Origin of the sequence: Demequina sp. NBRC 110055 (assembly GCF_002090135.1) — a bacterium.
In the GTDB taxonomy this organism is placed as follows: domain Bacteria; phylum Actinomycetota; class Actinomycetes; order Actinomycetales; family Demequinaceae; genus Demequina.
In genome coordinates this window covers 93,336-109,102 of record NZ_BBRL01000010.1, presented here as the reverse complement: position 1 = coordinate 109,102, position 15,767 = coordinate 93,336, and the positions used below count along the sequence as shown (strand labels likewise).

Here is a 15,767-nt window from a genome sequence, read left to right as displayed (position 1 = left end):
CGCCGTGGCAGCATCCGACTATTCCGCACGACACCTATCCGTCCTCGAGGGTCTCGAGGCGGTGCGCAAGCGTCCCGGCATGTACATCGGCACCACCGACTCGCGGGGCCTCATGCACTGCCTGTGGGAGGTCATCGACAACTCGGTCGACGAGGCGCTGGGCGGGTTCGGTGACACCATCGAGGTCATCCTGTATCCCGATGACTCGGTCGAGGTGCGTGACCAGGGCCGCGGCATCCCCGTGGATGTGGAGCCCAAGACCGGTCTGACGGGCCTCGAGGTCGTGATGACCAAGCTGCACGCGGGCGGAAAGTTCGGCGGCTCGTCGTACGCCGCTTCCGGCGGCCTTCACGGCGTCGGTGCCTCCGTGGTTAATGCGCTCAGCGAGCGCCTCGACGTGTGGGTCGATCGCGGCGGTAAGACACACCACATGGCGTTCCGGCGGGGCGAGCCCGGCCAGTGGGCCGACGGCCCCGGCCACCCGACCCCGGATTCCGCGTTTTCGCCGTTCCTGACGGGCTCCGAGATCGACATCACCGGCAAGGTCGCCAAGGGCCGTACCGGCACCCGTACCCGCTACTGGGCGGACCGCCAGATCTTCAACAAGAACGCCACGTTCTCCTACGAGGACCTGCTGACCCGTGCGCGCCAGACCGCGTTCCTGGTGCCGGGACTCACGCTCACCATCCGCGATGAGCGCAACCCCGACGATCCCCACCAGGAGTCGTTCCGCTACGACGGCGGTGCGAAGGACTTCGTCGACTTCGTCGCGACCGATGCCGGCATCACCGACACATGGGAGCTGCAGGGGACCGGCTCATACAAGGAAACCGTCCCGGTGCTGAAGCCCGACGGTGCCCTGGTGTCCGAGGAGGTCGAACGCGAGTGCGTGGTCGACATCGCGCTGCGCTGGGGTGTGGGCTACGAGACCGAGGTGCGATCCTTCGTCAACATCATCTCGACGCCCAAGGGCGGCACCCACCAGGCAGGTTTCGAGGCCGGCCTGACCAAGGTCATGCGCAAGGTCATCGAAACCAACGCGCGTCGCCTGAAGCTCACGGGCAAGGACGGCGCCGAGCGCATCGAGAAGGACGACATCATGGCGGGCCTGACCGCCATCGTCACCGTGCGTATCCCCGAACCGCAGTTCGAGGGCCAGACCAAGGAGGTGCTGGGCACGACCCCCGTGCGCGCCATCGTCTCCAAGGTCGTCGAGACCGAACTGGGTGCGCTCCTCACCAGTCCCAAGCGAGACGCGAAGCAGCAGGCCAACTCGGTGCTCGAAAAGATCGTGGCGGAGATGCGCGCCCGTGTGGCCGCCCGTAAGCAAAAGGAGATCTCGCGACGCAAGAACGCGCTCGAGACGTCCTCGCTGCCGGCCAAGCTCGCGGATTGCCGCTCCAACGACATCGAACAGTCCGAACTGTTCATCGTCGAGGGTGACTCGGCGCTCGGCACGGCCAAGCTGGCGCGCCGCTCAGACTTCCAGGCGCTATTCCCCATCCGCGGCAAGATCCTCAATGTGCAGAAGGCGTCCGTGACGGACATGCTGCACAACGCCGAATGCGCTGCGATCATCCAGGTACTCGGAGCAGGATCGGGTCGCACGTTCGACCTCGAGGCCGCCCGTTACGGCAAGATCATTCTGATGACGGACGCCGACGTGGACGGCGCCCACATCCGCACCCTCCTCCTGACGCTGTTCTTCCGGTACATGCGCCCGCTCATTGACGCCGGCCGCGTGTATGCGGCCGTGCCACCGCTGCACCGCATCGAGGTCAAGGGCTCGCCGCGCCGCGAGAAGGAGTACATCTACACGTACTCCGAGAAAGAACTCGCGTCGACGCTCGCGGACCTGCGTCGCAAGGGCCGCAAGTACAACGAGGACATCCAGCGTTACAAGGGTCTGGGCGAAATGGACGCTGACCAGCTCGCGGAGACCACCATGGACCCCGAGCACCGCACCCTGCGCCGCGTGACGGCCGATGACGCGGAGGCCGCCGAGCGTGTGTTCGAGCTGCTCATGGGCAACGACGTGGGACCGCGCCGCGACTTCATCATCGCCGGAGCGGCCAAACTCGACCTCGCGCAGATCGACGCGTAGTTCGCGGCCGAGCCGTGCGGCGCTGTCGCCGATGCGGGTTGCGGCGGGGCATGCGAGGGTAGTGAGCATGACGTCACCGGCATACCTCGACCGCAATGCTGGACTGCCCGACATGGGTGCGTCGGGGCGCGGGCCGCGCCGCATGGGCGCCGCCGACGTCGACGCGGTGATGGCCTGCGAAGATGCCGAGGCCCTGGCCGAGATGAAGGCCTACGCGCGCTCGTACTTTGCGATGAGCGGCCTGATCGTGATGGCGACTGGTGGTGCGGTCGCCGCGTCACTCACCGGCCGGGCGCGGTGGGTCGGCGCGAGCACCGCCGTGGCGGTGCTCGCGGGACTGGGCGTCATCGAGGCGCGCCGGAGCGCCCGCCAGTGGGAGGCCGTCGTGGACGCGAGGCTGGCGACACTGCCCGCATAACGGCCGTTCATCAGGGACGTTATTGGCGGGCTCACCCATCCGCCTCCCAGATGCCGCCGAAGGACTTGGTGGAGAGACCTTGCGGCTCCGTCGACAGGGACGTTGGCGCGGGCTTTCCGTGAAGAGCAGGCAGAGTGCCTGGTCGCAACGGAAGGAGCACGACATGCGTATTCTTCGATCCACCCTGGTGGCGGCGGGTGCCGCCACGATGATGGGCCTCGGCGCCACGGGCGCCGCCGCCGCGGACGGCTACAACGCGACCCTGGACGAGATCAACGATTCGGGCGCCGAGTCCACCGCCATGGTGACGGTCGACGGCACCACGGTGCGCGTCGAAATCTCGGGCACGGGTTTTGCCCCCAATGCCCCGCACGCGCAGCACCTGCACGGCGCGAGTGACGCCGACTTTACGTGCCCGACGCCGGCGGACGTTGAGGAGCTCGACGAGGACGGCGACGGCATGCTCAACACCGCGGAGGCTGCCGTGATGTACGGCGGTGTCATGGTCGCCTTGACCACCGAGGGCGATACGTCGGGCGACTCGGCGCTCGCCGTCGACCGTTTCCCCGTCGCGGATGCCGACGGCAACCTCGAGTACAGCCGCACGTTCGAGGTGTCGCAGGAGGTCGCGGACTCGTTGAGCAACCTCCACCTTGTCCAGCACGGCATCGACCTCGACGGATCGGGCGAGTACGACGGTGACGCCGTGTCGTCCCTGGACGACTCGCTGCCGCTCGAGGCAACGATCCCGGCGACCTGTGGCGCGTTCGGCGAGTCGCAGTCTGCGGCCCCCATCGGCGGTGTGCAGACCGGTGACGCCGCGGCAGACACCACCACGGCCATCGCCGCCGGTGGCGCCGCCATCCTGGCGGGAGCCGTCGGCGCTGGCGTGCTGATCAGCGGCCGACGCCGCGCACAGCGCTAAGAACGCGTGCCGTGGTGGGGCGGGAGCGTCTCGCCCCACCACGGCCCCCGGACCGCCGTCACCGACAGAGAGGTCACGATGACTCCCCTCCGACTCCTCACGGGCACTGCCGTGCTCGCTATCGCAGCCTCCCTCGGCTGGGTGGCTGTCGACGCGTGGCGCGTCGACGTGCCGCCTCCGGTCAGCGCCGACGAGACCACGCCTGAGGCGCGCGCGGACGCGTCGGCCTCACCCGACACCGTGCCTTCAGTGGAGGTCACGAGGGCGCCAGAGGGGCCCTCGCCCACGCCAGACGTTCCGGGCGTCGAGGCCGTCCCCGGAGTGCCGGCTCGCCTCCTTGTGCCCGCGATTGGCGTCGACACGTCGCTCGAGCAGTTGGGGCTGCAGGAGGACGGGGCCTTGGCGACTCCCGTCGACACCGACCTGGCCGGGTGGTTCTCGGGAGGTCCGCGACCGGGTGCAGTCGGTCCTGCGGTGATCGCGGGACATGTGTCCTGGAGAGGCGACCCCTCCGTGTTCTTCCGGCTCGGTGACATCGCCCGCGGCGATCAGATCACCGTCGTCAGTGACGAGGGGCAGGACGTGACCTTCGAGGTCTCGCGCGTGGAGCAGCACCCCAAGGACGACTTTCCGACGGTGGCCGTCTACGCGAACACGGATCAGCCCGAACTACGCTTGATCACGTGCGGCGGAGATTTCGACCGCGCGACCGGGCACTTTGTCGACAACGTCATCGTCTTTGCTCGCATGGTCGACGCCGCCTGACCGACGCGAAGCATCCCGCACGCCCGCACGTCGTGCCCCCTGGGACTTCAACCCTGGGACCCGCGCGCGGCGCCTGCCACAATGGCTGGCGTGAGCCAGGAGCGAGAGCCCGTCGAGGAGACCCAGGTGCGCTCGGTCGATGAGATCGAGGAGTCCTTCGAGCCCGTCACGCTCATTGAACAGTCGCGCGTCACCCTGCGGGTCGGCCGCATGATGCTCGCGTCCGGCACCGCCAGCTACCGCGTTAAGCAGGCGATGGCCGCGGTCTCTGGTGCGCTCGGCGTGCATTCTCACACCAACCACGTCTCCCTCACAGAGATCTCGGCGACGTCGCACCGCGGACGCATCTTCCGTACCGAGGTCACGGAGAACCGCTCGTTTGCAGTCAACGTCGACAGACTCGCGCACCTCGACCGCCTGCGGCGCACCCTTCCCGAGCGCACCACGCCGGCGGAGGTGCACCGCGCGCTCGACGAGATCGAGGGCAGGGGAGCCCTGTATCCCGGCATCGTCAACGGCGCCGTCGCTGGCGTCGCGTGTGCGGCCTTCGCCGTCCTCAACGGCGCCGTGCCGTGGGAGGTGCTGGTCGTCTTCCTTGCCGCGCTGCTGGGCCAGACCACCCGGCGCCTGCTCGCGCACCGCCGCTTCAACGGCTTCGGGGTGACCATGGTCGCCGCCGCCGTCGCCACCGGACCGTACGCCGCCGGAGTGGCGCTGGCAGGAGCGATCGCCGGGGATGGTGCCGGCGTCACGCTGCACGCCGCGGGCTACATCTCGTCCGTGTTGTTCCTGTTGCCGGGCTTCGCGCTCGTCACGGGCGCGCTGGACATGGCAAAGAACGACCTCCAGTCCGGCATCCAACGCATCGCTTACGGGACCATGATCGTGCTTGCTGCCGGGGTGAGCGTGTGGGCCGTGTCGCAACTGACGGTCCTCGAGACCGCGCCGCGCTCGGTGGAGCACGGTTCGCTCGCGGTCTCTGTAGCACTGTGGGCCATTCCGTCATTCTTCGGTGTGCTGGGTTTCGCGCTGATGTTCAACAGCCCGTGGCGCCTTGCGGTGACGGCCGCGCTGATTGGCGCCCTGGCCAACACGGGGCGACTGTGGGCGATCGACGGGGGAGCAGAGACTCAGATCGCTACCGCCCTCGCATGCCTGCTGGTGGGCTGCCTCGCCGCCTGGATGGCGCGCGGGGGGAGGTTCCCCGTCATCACCCTGTCGGTGCCGGCGGTGCTCGTCATGATCCCCGGGGTCCCGGCCCACGAGGCCTTGGTGAATCTGAACTCGGGAGACTACGCGGCGGCCACGGCGGGCATCCTTGAGGTGAGCCTGGTGATGCTGTCGATCATGGTGGGGCTGGTGGGCGCCAAGTTGGTCACGGACCGCGAGTGGGCCTTCGGCGCGTAGCTCGCATGCGAAGGCACGCCCGGATGCCCCCCGCCACGGGCCTGGTAGAGACCAAGGTCTACCCACGAAATTGTAAAACCCGGGGTGGGTGGCGCTAGTCTCGCCCTTGTGACTGAGAACTCGTTGACCCCGGCAGAGCGCACTCATGCGCGCCACGACGTTCCCGATCCGCTTCGCGATGACGTCCGGCTCCTCGGCGGCCTCCTGGGCCGCGTGCTTCAGGAGTCCGGGGGTGAGGAACTCCTCGCCGACGTCGAGAAGCTGCGCGAACTGACCATCCGTGCCCACGATCTGGCGGGCGAGGACGGCCACGCCGCACTCGAGGAGGCGGAGGCGCTTGTCGCTAGCTTCTCGCTCGAGCGGGCCGAGCAGGTGGCGCGCGCGTTTACGTGCTACTTCCACCTCGCGAACCTTGCCGAGGAGCATCACCGCGTGCGCGTGGTGCGCCAGCGCCGCGCATCCGCACTGACCGAGGATGACACACTGTCGGCGGCGTTCGCGCAGTTGGCCGATGAGGTGGGCCGCGACGAGGCGTTGCGACGCGTTCAGGCGATGGAGTTCCGCCCCGTCCTCACCGCACACCCCACCGAGGCTCGTCGCCGTGCCGTGTCCGGCGCGATCCGCCGCATCTCCGCACTGCTCGACGGCCGCGACAGCGACGATGTGGGTGGCACCACGGGCGCCGAGAACGAGCGCGCCCTGCTCGCCGAGATCGACGGGCTGTGGCGCACGTCGCTCATCCGCGCCCAGAAACCCACGGTGCTCGACGAGGTGCGCTCGGCGCTCGCGGTGGTGGAGTCGACCATGTTCGACACCTTCCCGCGCGTGTACCGCCGCCTCGACGACTATCTGTTGGGCGAGGATGCGGGCCGCACCGAGCCGCTCGCTCGCCCGTTCGTGTCCCTCGGGTCCTGGATCGGCGGCGACCGCGACGGCAACCCGAACGTGACGTCCGAGATCACTCGCTCCGCCGCGGCGCTGGCAGCCGAGCACGCGCTGACGGCGCTGCAGAAGTCTTCGCTCACGGTGGCACGCACGCTCACCCTCGACGACTCGACGACGCCCGCGTCCGACGCGCTGCTGGCCCTGCGTCAGCGGCAGTCCCAGCTGGACGGCGCGCTCAGCGCCGAGGCGGACAACGAGTCGCCCCACGAGCCGCACCGGGCCGCCATGTTGTTCGTCGCCTCCCGCGTGGCCGCGACGCTGGCGCGTAACGCCGATCTCCAGTACGCGCACCCCGAGGCGCTCGTCGACGACCTCATCGTGGTGCAGGAGTCGCTCGTGGCCGCCGGCGCGAGCCGGGCCGCCTACGGCCAGCTTCAGCAGCTGATCTGGCAGGTAAAGACCTTCGGCTTCCACCTGGCCGAGCTTGAGGTGCGCCAGCACTCGCAGGTCCACGAGGCCGCATTGGCCGACATCGCCGCCAACGGCGTTCACGGCGACCTGGAGCCGCGCACCCGCGAGGTCCTCGACACGTTCCGCGCCATCGGCGCCGTCCAGCAGCGCTACGGCATCCGTGCCGCGCGCCGCTACATCGTGTCCTTTACCCAGGCGCCCGAGCACCTGGCCGCGGTCTACGAGCTCGCTGCGCACGCCTTCGGCGACGGCGACGCCCCCGTCATCGACGCCATTCCGCTGTTCGAGACCTTCGATGACCTCGAGAATTCGGTCGACATCCTCGAGGCGATCCTTGACAACCCCATCGTCCAGAAGCGCCTGCAGGAGAACGGCCGCAGGGTCGAGGTCATGCTGGGCTATTCGGACTCGTCCAAGGATGTGGGCCCCGTCTCCGCGACGCTCGCGCTGCACTCCGCGCAGCAGCGCATCGCGGAGTGGGCCGAGCGCCACGACATTGTCCTGACGCTGTTCCACGGCCGCGGCGGCGCGCTGGGCCGTGGCGGCGGCCCCGCCAACCGCGCGGTGATGGCGCAGCCCGCCGGCTCGGTGGATGGCCGCTTCAAGCTCACCGAGCAGGGCGAGGTCATCCTCGCCCGCTACGGGGATCCCACCATCGCCGAGCGCCACATCGAGGAGGTCGCGGCAGCCACGCTGCTGCAGGCCTCGCCGAGCGTGGAGAAGCGCAACACCGAGGCCACGGCGGCGTTCACCGAGCTCGCCTCGCGCCTGGACGAGACGTCGCGCCACCGCTTCCACGAGCTCGTTAAGGCCGAGGGCTTCCCGCAGTGGTTCGCTCAGGTCACTCCCCTCGAGGAGTTGGGCCTGCTGCCCATCGGATCCCGCCCCGCCAAGCGTGGCCTGTCGGTCAACTCGCTCGACGACCTGCGTGCGATCCCGTGGGTGTTCTCGTGGAGCCAGGCACGTATCAACCTTGCTGGGTGGTACGGCCTGGGCACCGCGTTGGCCGAGTACGGCGACCTCGCCGAGCTGCGCCGCGCGTATGCCGAATGGCCCCTGTTCACCACGCTGCTTGACAATATCGAGATGTCGCTAGCGAAGACCGACGAGTTGCTCGCTCGCCGCTACCTGGCGCTGGGAGACCGCGACGACCTCGCGCAGATGGTGCTCGACGAGATGGCACTCACACGCGAGTGGGTGCTCAACGTCACGGGCTCGGACCGCCCGCTGGCCAAGCGCCGCGTACTCGGCCGCGCCGTGCAGCTGCGTGCGCCGTACGTCGATGCGTTGTCGCTCATTCAGGTGCGCGCGCTCGGGGCGCTCCGCGGTGGGCTCGACGACGATGCGACGGTGGACGCCGTCCGCAAGGTGCTGCTGCTGACCGTCAACGGAGTATCCGCCGGAGTTCAGAACACCGGGTGAGCGTGCGCCCGGCGCGTCACCGCATCAGGGCCCGCTACCTGGGAAACCAGGTGGCGGGCCCTCGTGCGTGGTGCTGCGGTGGTGCGCCTAGCCGAGGCCGAGCACCGGCGTCGCGAGCGCGCTTCCGGAGCCGTCACGGCGTCCGTGCTCCTCGGGCAGCGCGACCTCCTGGCCCGCGCCCGACGTGGCGCGTGCGGGGGCGGCGCCCACCCAGGCGATCTGGAGCGAGTCCTCGCCCTTGAGGAAGCGGTGCGCGCGCACGCCGCCCGTGGCGCGTCCCTTGGCCGGGTACTCGCTGAACGGCGTGACCTTGGCCGAACCGGGGACGGTGCCCGGTAGCGCCGTCGAGGAGCCGGAGACGGTCACCACCACGGCGTCGTGCGCGTGGCGCACGACGCCGAAGAAGATCACCTTGACGCCCGCGTCGAGGTTGATGCCCGCCACACCGCCGCCGGTGCGGCCCTGTGCGCGTACCTTGTCGGCCGCGAAGCGCAGCAGCGCCGCCTGGTCGGACACGAACACCACCTCGGCGCTGTCGGGCGCAGAGGCGGCGCCCACCACGCGGTCGCCGTCCTTGAGGGAAATGACCTCCCAGGCGTCCTTGTTGGGGGCCGGCTCCGGCTTGACACGCTTGACGATCCCATCGGCCGTACCGAGAGCCAGCGGCACGTCGGAGTCGAGGGACACGAGGGCGAGCGGTTCCTCGCCCTTGTCGAGCATCAGGTGCTCGGACAGGGGAGAGCCGCCGCCAAGCGACGGCGGCTCGCTGGTGGGCGCGATCGCGGACAGCTCCATCATGGACAGGCGCAGGATGCGTCCGGCGGAGGTGACGACGCCGATGTCCGCGCGGGTGCTGGTGTGCAGCACGGAACGCAGCACGTCGTGGGCGCTGCGGCGACCCTCCCGTGCGGGAGCCTCATCATCCGTGGTGCGCGCCACCAGGCCGGTGGTCGACAGCAGCGCGTAGCATGGGGTGTCCTCGATCTCGAGGGACGGGGCGGCGGCGCGGCCAGCACGTCCTGCGCCCGCACCCGCCGCTCCCGGAGCCGCAGCCGCGGACGTGACCGCTCCGGCCTCGGCCAGCAAGATCGTGCGTCGCGGCGTGCCGTGCTCGGCCGCGGCGGCGTCCATCTCGGCGCCCACGACGGCCCGCAGGGCGCGGTCGGACGCGAGGATCTCTTCCAGCTCCGCGATCTCGGCGAGCAGCTGGGCCTTCTCGTTTTCGAGCTCGAGCCGCGAGAACTTGGTGAGGCGGCGCAGGCGCAGCTCGAGGATGTATTCGGCCTGGATCTCTGACAGGTCGAAGGCCGTCATGAGGCGTTCGCGGGCCTCGGCGGTGTCTTCGGAGGAACGAATGATCTGGATGACATCGTCGATGTCGAGGATCGCGATGAGCAGGCCATCGACGAGGTGCAGGCGGTCGCGCCGCGCTCCCAGCCGGTGCTCCGAACGGCGCCTGGTGACGTCCAGGCGGTGACCCACCCACACCTGCAGCATCTCCTTGAGGCCCATGGTGCGCGGCTGGCCCTCGACGAGCGCCACGTTGTTCATGGAGAAGGACTCCTCGAGCGGCGTGAGCTTGTACAGGCGCTCCAGCACGGCATCGGGGTTGAAGCCGTTCTTGATCTCGATGACGAGGCGCAGGCCGTGGTGGCGGTCCGTGAGGTCGGTGACGGCGGTCACCCCCTGCAACTTCTTCGCGGAGACGGCGTCCTTGATCTTCTCGATCACGCGCTCGGGGCCCACCAGGTAGGGCAGCTCGGTGACGACGATGCCCTGGCGGCGTGCGGTGACCTTCTCGATGCGCGTGGTGGCGCGCGTGATGAACTTTCCGCGGCCCGTCTCGTAGGCCTCACGGACGCCGTCGAGGCCCACGATCTTGCCGCCACCCGGAAGGTCAGGCCCGGGCACAAAACGCATCAGCTCGTCGAGCCCCGCGGAGGGGTTGTCGAGCAGGTGACGCGCGGCGGAAATCACCTCAATGAGATTGTGGGGCGCCATGTTGGTCGCCATGCCGACGGCGATGCCGGAGGCGCCATTGACCAGCAGGTTGGGCAGCGCGGCGGGCAACACCTCGGGTTGGGTGAGCTTGTTGTCGTAGTTGGGGACGCGGTCCACGACGTTCTCGTCGAGGTCGGCGATCATCGCCATCGACGCCTTCGCCAGGCGCGCCTCGGTGTAACGCGCCGCGGCGGGACCGTCGTCGAGCGAGCCGAAGTTGCCGTGGCCGTCGACCAGCGGAAGGCGCAGCGAGAAGGACTGGGCCATCCTCACCAGGGCGTCGTAGATGGCGCTGTCACCGTGCGGGTGGTACTTACCCATCACCTCGCCGACCACGCGCGACGACTTCACGTGCCCTCGGTCGGGGCGCAGGCCCATGTCGCCCATCGCGTAGATGATGCGCCGCTGCACGGGCTTCAGCCCGTCGCGCGCATCCGGGAGGGCGCGCGAATAGATCACCGAGTACGCGTACTCGAGGAACGAGGTCTCCATCTCAGAGCTGACGTCGATGTCGACAATCTGGCTCTCGGGCGCGATGGCCATGGGTCTCCTGATCTCACGGGGGCTGTGACTGCCGGATATTGTCTCGCACCCCACCGACGCCGGAGCACAGGGCACGCGGGCCGGTGGCCACACCCGCGCCCAAGGTGGAACAATGGCCCCCATGTCTCACACGCTCGACCAGGCCGTCGCCGTCGCCGGGTACTACCCGGCCCTCGCCACCTCCGTCCTTCGCCGGGCGATTGGCGACGAGACGGTGCAGGCGCACTTCGTGCACGCCGAGACCACGTTTGACGACCGCGAGGTGCGCCGCCACATGACGGTGTTGGTCCTCACGGACTCGCGGCTGCTGCGCATGCACATCGACGACGGCGCGGGACACTCCGCCGAGGGCGCGCACGAGGCGTCGGCCACCATCGAGACGGCCATGCTGACCGCCGTCACACACACCGCCATGACCCACGTGGTCCATCACCCGGAGCACTTTGCCGACGGCGACGCTCCCAGCGAGTTGGTGTTGGCGGTCGGCTGGGGCGTGCACTCGCGTGTGGAGCTCGAGCCCGCGTCGTGCGGCGACGAGAACTGCGACGCCGACCACGGGTACACCGGCGGCATCACGGGTGACGACACGCTGGTGCGTGCCAGCGCGATTGCGGACGGCGAGGAGACGGTCCGCGCGCTCGAGGACTTCGCCGACGCGCTACAGCGCGCGCTCGGCCGGCGCGGGTGAGCCTCGCCGCCCGTCTCGCCGCGGCGGGCCTTGGGCTGCCCGACTACGGGCGCCGTGACCTCGGCGCCGTCCTGTCCGGTGCGTTGGCGAGCGTGGGGGCGGCCGATGCCGTCGCCGGCAGGGACGCGAAGGCCGACCAGGCGCGGTTGGGCGTGGGCAACTACCGCCACGTCGTCGTGGTCCTCCTCGATGGGCTCGGGAAGCTCCAGTTCGCGCCGTGGCAGGGGCATACGCCGTTCCTCCGCTCGATCTCGCGCAAGGCCCTGACCTCGGGCTATCCCTCCACCACGGCATCGTCCCTCGCCCTGCTCGGCACGGGTCGCCCGGCGGGCCAGACCGGGATGCTGGGCTACACCGTGCGCAACCCGCGCACCGGAGGGCTCGCCAATCTCGTGTCGTGGCACGGTGCCTACGACGCCCACGAGTGGCAGCCGTATCCCAGCCTGCTCGAGGCCGGCGCGGCGGCGGGCATTCATGTGACGGCCATCGGCAAGCAACGGTTCGCGGGCTCCGGGTTGACGCTCGCCGCGCTGCGCGGCGGCACCTTCGTGGGGGCCGAGGGCATCGATGCACGCGTCGAGGCCGCACTACGCGCCGCGAAGCGCCCCGGCGTGACGTACCTGTACTGGGCGGAGATCGACAAGGCCGGCCACCACCACGGTTGGGGCTCCGACGCGTGGCTCGCCGAACTCGAGGAGGCCGAGCGAGGACTGCGCCGGCTTGCCCAGTCACTGCCACGCGGCACGGCGATGGTGGCCACGGCCGACCACGGGATGGTCAACGTGGCCGGCGCGCCTCGCTGGGACGTCGCCACGGACCGGGTCCTCGGCGCCGGGGTGGCGATGGTGGCGGGGGAGCCACGCGCTCTCCACGTCCACCTCAGCGATGCCGGTGAGGCCGATGCCGTGGCGGCCCGGTGGTCGGAGCACCTGGGTGAGGCGGCGGTGGTCGCCACCCGTGACGAGGCGCGCGCGGCGGGGTTGTTTGGCGCGATGGACCCGCACGTCGACGAGCGCGTGGGAGATCTCGTGGTGGCCATGGCTGGCCGGGCAACAGTCGTGGACTCCCGCACCCAATCCCCGGCCTCGCTCGAACTTCTCGGCGTTCACGGCTCCCTCACACCCGAGGAGCTCCAGGTGCCGCTGTTCGTCGCGGAGGGCGGCGCATGAGCGCGGTCACCTGGGGCCCCGCGACGGCTCAGGCATCACTGGTCATCGTCCCCGGCCTGGGCGACTCAGGCCCTGCCCATTGGCAGACGCTGTGGCAGGAGGCCCACCCGCGGGCCGTCCGCACGGCGCCCACGAGTTGGGACTCCCCCGAGGTCGATGACTGGATCGCTGCGGTCGAGGCCGCCGTGGCGGCGGGCGAGGCCTCCGCGGGCGCACCGGTGCGCCTCGTCGCGCACTCGCTGGGCACCTACGCCGCCGCATGGTGGCTTGCCGCGCACCCCGGCCGTGTGCACGGTGCGCTCCTCGTGGCACCGCCCGATCCCGGCCGCCCCGATGCTCCCGCCGCGATCCGGGCCTTCCATCGCGACGCGATGCCGCGCGTGGATGTGCCGGCGATCGCCGTCGCGAGCATCGACGACCCGTACGGATCCGTCGATCACGCGCGCTGGTACGCGGACCAGGTGGGCGCCGCGCTCGTGGTCGCGGGCGCCTTCGGGCACCTCAACGACCGCTCAGGCTTGGGCACGTGGGCGGCGGGCCGTGCGCTCCTCGAGGAGCTTGCGACTCCCGCCGCTGACTAGCGCGCCGTCTCAGTCGTTCTTCGCGCCGAAGACGATCTCGTCCCAACTGGGCACCGACGAACGGCCACGCTTGGTGGACTTGCGCTCGGGGGCAGGAGACTCCGACGCCTCGGGCGCACTTGTCGCGCTCGGAGCGGACTGTCCGGAGGATGCCCCGGCGCCGCGGCGAGCCGAGCCGGCCGGGTGCCCCATCGATCCCGCCGGGGGTGACGAGAAGCCCACATCGGCCTGGCGCTGACGCTGCACCGCGGGTCCGAAGCCCTCGAAACCGCCGTCGTCGTCGTGGTCGTCGAGGTCCTCGGGTTCGACCGAATCGCGGGTACCGCGGCGCGTGTCCAGGTCCTCAAGCAGGAGCTCGGTCTGGTTCGGCTCGGTCTCGAGCGGCGCGGGCATCGCGGGACGCACCTGATCCAGCGGCGCGGCGTCGTCCTTGACCTCCTTGACGGCACTCAGGTGGCGCTTGGGGATCGGCACGTCGAGCAGCTCGGTTTCGGTCAGCCAGCGGGACTCGTCGTCGAGGGCGGTCACGGCGCGCGCCGAGTGATCAAAAGACCACTGGGCGCGCACATTGCGGCCATCGACGCGGTAGTCGGCGGCGACCATCCACGGCTCGTCGACCTCGCGCCATGCATCCCACGCCACGCCCTCGGGGTCCACACCGCGACCCGCGAGACGGTCCGTGACAAGGTCACCGAGCACGGGGGAGTCGCTTTCGCGCCCAATGCGCGTGCCGCGCGCGAGATCGGCGATGTAGGAACGCTCGGCGAGCACCGGGCCCTCGTAGCGCTCGAGCAGGGCGTAGGGCTGTCCCGTCAACTCCGCGAGCTCGGCGGCGTTGAGGCCGCCGCGAATGCGCTGCTGAATCTGCTTGGGGCTCATCGGGGCGGGGCCCTCCGGAGCCTCATCCTCGGCACGCCGCGGGCGCACAGTCGCCACCGCTCGGCGCAGCTCGTCGGTGAGCTCAAGCTCGAACTGCTCGCCGGACTCCGTGGCGAGCACGAGGTGCTCGCCGTCGTCTCCCGGTCGCACGAAGGAAAGTCGCGTCATGCGATCAGGGTGCCACGCGGGCGGGACAAATGCCGCTCGCGCCACGCGCGTGGCGGCAATCGCCGCGGCCGGGCCCACGCGCGTGCGGCAGGATGGCTGGCATGACCTCTCCCCGTGACCTCATGGACGTCGCGCGCGACCTCGCCGAACAGGCCGGCACGCTCATTCGTGACGGCCGGGCACAGGCCCAGGTGGCCGCCACCAAATCCTCTGATGTCGACATCGTCACCCAGATGGATCTCGCCTCCGAGGACCTGCTGCGGGAACGGATCGCCCAGTGGCGTCCCGGCGACGGAATCTTGGGGGAGGAGGGGGACGATGTCGCGAGCGACACGGGCATCACCTGGGTGCTGGACCCCATCGACGGCACCGTCAACTACCTGTATGGCATCCCGTATTACGGCGTGTCCGTCGCGGCGGTGAGCGGAAATCCCACCACCCACGAGTGGCGACTCGAAGCGGCCGCGATTGCCGACGCGACCGGCGAGTTGTGGTCCGCAGCAAGGGGTGAGGGCGCCTTCCGAGGCGACGCACGCATCGGCCGCCGTCAGGCCACGACGCTCGACGGGACGCTGCTCGCCACCGGCTTTCAGTACGTGGCCGAGCGTCGCGCCCGCCAAGGCGACATCGTCGCCGCCATGCTGCCGCGGGTGCGAGACATCCGTCGCCAGGGCGCGGGCGCCATCGACCTGTGTCACGTGGCCGCCGGCACCGTGGACGCGTATTACGAGCACGGACTCAAGGCGTGGGACATCGCGGCGGGCACACTGATCGCCCAGGAAGCGGGCCTCACCGTCGCGGGTGTGGACGGCGCGCCGGCCGACGAGGGGCTCGTCATTGCCGCCCATCCCGACCTGTGGCCCACGCTCCACGACGCTCTCATGGAGGCCGGGGCGCGTGCGCTGGCCGCCGACTCGCGCGCCTAGGGTCGCGCTCGCTGCGTTTTTGGGGCACAATGCCTGCGCCCGAGGGAACAAAACGCCCCCGCGCAGCATTGTGTACACGCATGTTGCACACTCGAAGGGAAGAACTGCCTGATGGCAACTGATTACGACGCTCCCCGCAAGACCGATGACGAGATCTCGGCCGACTCGATCGAGGAGCTGAAGGCCCGCCGCAACGACAAGTCGTCCGGCGTGGTTGACGAGGACGAGACGGAGGCGGCCGAAGGCTTCGAGCTGCCCGGCGCCGACCTTTCCGGTGAGGAGCTCTCCGTGCGCGTCCTTCCTGCTCAGCAGGATGAATTCACGTGCATGTCGTGCTTCCTGGTCCACCACCGCAGCCAGCTGGCTGAGATGCGTGGCGACCAGCCGATCTGCTCGGAGTGCGCGGCCTAAGCGG

Annotated in this window: 13 protein-coding genes; 11 read left to right on the top strand and 2 right to left on the bottom strand. The window is 69.9% G+C overall.

Going from position 1 to position 15,767, the window contains the following annotated elements:
- Positions 1-4: 4 nt before the first annotated feature.
- From B7K24_RS11740 to B7K24_RS11715, 6 genes are all read left to right on the top strand, one after another.
- A complete protein-coding gene (locus B7K24_RS11740; protein ID WP_144268288.1) occupies positions 5-2,104 on the top strand; it encodes a type IIA DNA topoisomerase subunit B in 2,100 nt (699 codons plus the stop codon).
- A 67-nt stretch (positions 2,105-2,171) separates the two neighbouring features.
- On the top strand, positions 2,172-2,522 hold the full coding sequence (locus B7K24_RS11735; protein ID WP_084130522.1) for a hypothetical protein: 351 nt from the start codon (positions 2,172-2,174) through the stop codon (positions 2,520-2,522).
- 163 nt (positions 2,523-2,685) lie between these two features.
- On the top strand, positions 2,686-3,447 hold the full coding sequence (locus tag B7K24_RS11730; RefSeq protein ID WP_084130521.1) for a hypothetical protein: 762 nt from the start codon (positions 2,686-2,688) through the stop codon (positions 3,445-3,447).
- 78 nt (positions 3,448-3,525) lie between these two features.
- The gene (locus B7K24_RS11725; RefSeq protein WP_084130520.1) at positions 3,526-4,212 is read left to right on the top strand and encodes a class F sortase; all 687 of its coding nucleotides are present in this window, start codon (positions 3,526-3,528) and stop codon (positions 4,210-4,212) included.
- A gap of 90 nt (positions 4,213-4,302) precedes the next feature.
- Positions 4,303-5,619 carry a threonine/serine exporter ThrE family protein gene (locus B7K24_RS11720; RefSeq protein ID WP_159449239.1) on the top strand — a complete coding sequence of 439 codons (1,317 nt, stop codon included), beginning with the start codon at positions 4,303-4,305 and terminating at the stop codon, positions 5,617-5,619.
- 108 nt (positions 5,620-5,727) lie between these two features.
- The gene (locus B7K24_RS11715) at positions 5,728-8,397 is read left to right on the top strand and encodes a phosphoenolpyruvate carboxylase (protein ID WP_144268287.1); all 2,670 of its coding nucleotides are present in this window, start codon (positions 5,728-5,730) and stop codon (positions 8,395-8,397) included.
- Between the two features lie 87 nt (positions 8,398-8,484).
- Here B7K24_RS11715 and B7K24_RS11710 read toward each other — a convergent pair whose 3' ends face one another.
- Positions 8,485-10,941, bottom strand: coding sequence for a DNA topoisomerase (ATP-hydrolyzing) subunit A (locus tag B7K24_RS11710; protein ID WP_084130518.1), 2,457 nt, complete (start codon positions 10,939-10,941; stop codon positions 8,485-8,487).
- Between the two features lie 121 nt (positions 10,942-11,062).
- Between B7K24_RS11710 and B7K24_RS11705 the strand changes: the two genes are divergently transcribed.
- From B7K24_RS11705 to B7K24_RS11695, 3 genes are read left to right on the top strand one after another with little or no spacing between them, the layout of a single operon-like run.
- On the top strand, positions 11,063-11,629 hold the full coding sequence (locus B7K24_RS11705) for a DUF5998 family protein (protein ID WP_234986695.1): 567 nt from the start codon (positions 11,063-11,065) through the stop codon (positions 11,627-11,629).
- Positions 11,626-12,798, top strand: a complete 1,173-nt coding sequence (locus B7K24_RS11700) for an alkaline phosphatase family protein (RefSeq protein ID WP_084130516.1) — start codon at positions 11,626-11,628, stop codon at positions 12,796-12,798. Before B7K24_RS11705 ends, B7K24_RS11700 begins: the two co-directional genes overlap by 4 nt.
- Positions 12,795-13,379, top strand: a complete 585-nt coding sequence (locus tag B7K24_RS11695; RefSeq protein ID WP_084130515.1) for an alpha/beta hydrolase — start codon at positions 12,795-12,797, stop codon at positions 13,377-13,379. Before B7K24_RS11700 ends, B7K24_RS11695 begins: the two co-directional genes overlap by 4 nt.
- A gap of 9 nt (positions 13,380-13,388) precedes the next feature.
- Here the strand turns inward: B7K24_RS11695 and sepH are convergent, their stop codons facing one another.
- Entirely contained in the window at positions 13,389-14,426 is a 1,038-nt protein-coding gene (sepH, locus tag B7K24_RS11690) for a septation protein SepH (protein ID WP_084130514.1), read from the bottom strand.
- Positions 14,427-14,527: 101 nt separating this feature from the next.
- Here sepH and B7K24_RS11685 point away from each other — a divergent pair, with 101 nt between their 5' ends.
- Together B7K24_RS11685 and B7K24_RS11680 are read left to right on the top strand one after the other, a co-directional pair.
- On the top strand, positions 14,528-15,352 hold the full coding sequence (locus B7K24_RS11685) for an inositol monophosphatase family protein (protein WP_084130513.1): 825 nt from the start codon (positions 14,528-14,530) through the stop codon (positions 15,350-15,352).
- A gap of 111 nt (positions 15,353-15,463) precedes the next feature.
- Positions 15,464-15,763 (top strand): DUF4193 domain-containing protein, encoded by a 300-nt coding sequence (locus tag B7K24_RS11680; RefSeq protein WP_084101273.1) that lies wholly within the window; start codon positions 15,464-15,466, stop codon positions 15,761-15,763.
- The last annotated feature ends 4 nt before the right edge of the window (positions 15,764-15,767 follow it).

Bases quoted from the DNA above. Each gene is read 5' to 3' on its own strand.
- sepH (WP_084130514.1), bottom strand. From the start codon at position 14,426: ATGACGCGACTTTCCTTCGTGCGACCGGGAGACGACGGCGAGCACCTC.
- B7K24_RS11705 (WP_234986695.1), top strand. From the start codon at position 11,063: ATGTCTCACACGCTCGACCAGGCCGTCGCCGTCGCCGGGTACTACCCG.
- B7K24_RS11685 (WP_084130513.1), top strand. From the start codon at position 14,528: ATGACCTCTCCCCGTGACCTCATGGACGTCGCGCGCGACCTCGCCGAA.
- B7K24_RS11680 (WP_084101273.1), top strand. From the start codon at position 15,464: ATGGCAACTGATTACGACGCTCCCCGCAAGACCGATGACGAGATCTCG.
- B7K24_RS11710 (WP_084130518.1), bottom strand. From the start codon at position 10,941: ATGGCCATCGCGCCCGAGAGCCAGATTGTCGACATCGACGTCAGCTCT.
- B7K24_RS11730 (WP_084130521.1), top strand. From the start codon at position 2,686: ATGCGTATTCTTCGATCCACCCTGGTGGCGGCGGGTGCCGCCACGATG.
- B7K24_RS11695 (WP_084130515.1), top strand. From the start codon at position 12,795: ATGAGCGCGGTCACCTGGGGCCCCGCGACGGCTCAGGCATCACTGGTC.
- B7K24_RS11735 (WP_084130522.1), top strand. From the start codon at position 2,172: ATGACGTCACCGGCATACCTCGACCGCAATGCTGGACTGCCCGACATG.
- B7K24_RS11725 (WP_084130520.1), top strand. From the start codon at position 3,526: ATGACTCCCCTCCGACTCCTCACGGGCACTGCCGTGCTCGCTATCGCA.